We start from the raw sequence: 1,618 nt of genomic DNA, 5'->3' as shown, positions 1-1,618 counted from the left end.
GCCGACGGTGCCGACCAGGGAGAACGCCGCCGCCGTCGCCGCCGGGACCCACACCGCACGACCGCGCGAGCGGGCCAGCGCGGCACCGCCGAGCGCCGCCGCGACGGCCCGGGACTGCGGACCCGGCGGCACGATCCGGCTCGGGGTGGTGGGCAGCTTGTCGCCGACGACCTCGCCGACCACGCCCAGCACCGCCGCCGTCCGGGCCACCCGGCCCCGGGTCGGGTCCCGCAGCGTCGGTGCCGCGAGCGCCAGCGAGGCACGGGAGCCCGACGCGACGCCGAGCAGCGCGCTGCGCACCCCCAGCCCGAGCAGGCTCACCCGCCGGGCGGGGGACGCGGCGACGGGTCCGGGGCCCTCGCGGTCGAGGGCGCGGACGTGGCGGGCGGAGGCGTGGTGGTGTCGACCCATCCCCCGACGGTGCCCCGCCTCCGGGCAGCGGGCAACCCGGGACCCGTCCGGCCGGGCACGCCCTCCGCGCGTCCGGCCGGACGGGTCCCGGGGGTCCTGAGGTCAGCCCGCCAGGTCCAGCGCGGACTCGTCGACCGCCACGACGCTCCAGGTGGAGCCGTCCGCGTCGGTGAGCTCGTACGCCGGGACCAGCACGGCCGCGCCGTCGGGCTGGGTCTGCATGCCGAGCCCGAGGCGTGCCCCGGTGATCGTCACCTGCTGCACCGGCCACGCCAGCGCGGCGCCCGGGGCGACCGTGGGCGGCACGGTCGGCTCGGTCGCCTCCGGTGCGGGGGCCACCAGCGACGTGGCGTCCGCCGCACCCTCGCGGGCCAGCGGCATCACACCGCCGTACCCGGCGCCGAACCGGGGGTCGTTCAGCCGCTCGACGGCCGAGGCCGCGCCGATCACCGGGTACTCCCCGAGGTCGACCAGCGGGGCGAGCGAGCCGTACAACGCCTGCACGCCGTCGCCCACGAGGGTCACGTTCCAGGTGAGCCCGGTGCGCTGCCCCTCGACCACCTGGAACGCGTCGACGGTGGTGGTCGTCGTGACGTCGCCCTGGTCGACGACCTGGTACTCGAACCCCGCGGGGTCGACGCCGAGGGTCACCATGAGGTCCCGGGCCGCGTCGACCGCGGCGTCACCGGTCGGCGCGTCACCCGTCGCCGGATCGCACGCCGGGGACGGCGTCGACGGCAGCGCGGGCTCGACGAGGCCCGGGTCGATCCCGTCTGCGGACGGCGCGACGTCGGGGGTGTCGGGGGCCGAGGCGGCGCAGGACCACGGGTCGCGCGTCGGGTCGTAGTAGCTGATGCTCGCGGTGCCGTCCGGCTGGAGCGACACGGTGGGCGACGACCCGTCCTGCGGCCCGACGGTCCACGCGCCGTACTCCTGCCGGGGCTCGCCGGTCACGCCGAGCGCCGCGGCGACCCGGGCGACCGTCTCCGCCGAGAACACCGACGCGGCGTCCAGCGCCCACGCGTGCCCGGCGGTGGCGTCGTCGGGCAGGCCCTGTGCGGAGAACACCGCGCGCCCGCCGAACCAGCCCGGCAGCATCCGCGCGTCGGCGGTGCTGCCCGCCGCGGAGAGCTCCTGCGCCGGACCACCCGCACCGGCCCCGCCGCCCAGCGAGATCGCGGGCGCGGCCGTCGGGGCCGCGTCCTCG

General features: G+C 78.8%; 2 protein-coding genes. Both read right to left on the bottom strand.

Annotated features, from left to right (window positions below; genetic code table 11):
• The coding region (locus EBM89_RS20605) for a hypothetical protein (RefSeq protein ID WP_199732228.1) at positions 1-411 on the bottom strand (411 nt) is incomplete at its 3' end.
• A gap of 102 nt (positions 412-513) precedes the next feature.
• A partial coding sequence (locus tag EBM89_RS21685; protein WP_199732227.1) for a hypothetical protein occupies positions 514-1,618 on the bottom strand: 1,105 nt, incomplete at its 5' end.

This window comes from Cellulomonas triticagri, from assembly GCF_003696205.1.
Lineage (GTDB): Bacteria > Actinomycetota > Actinomycetes > Actinomycetales > Cellulomonadaceae > Cellulomonas > Cellulomonas triticagri.
This window is presented reverse-complemented; position numbering and strand designations above follow the sequence as displayed.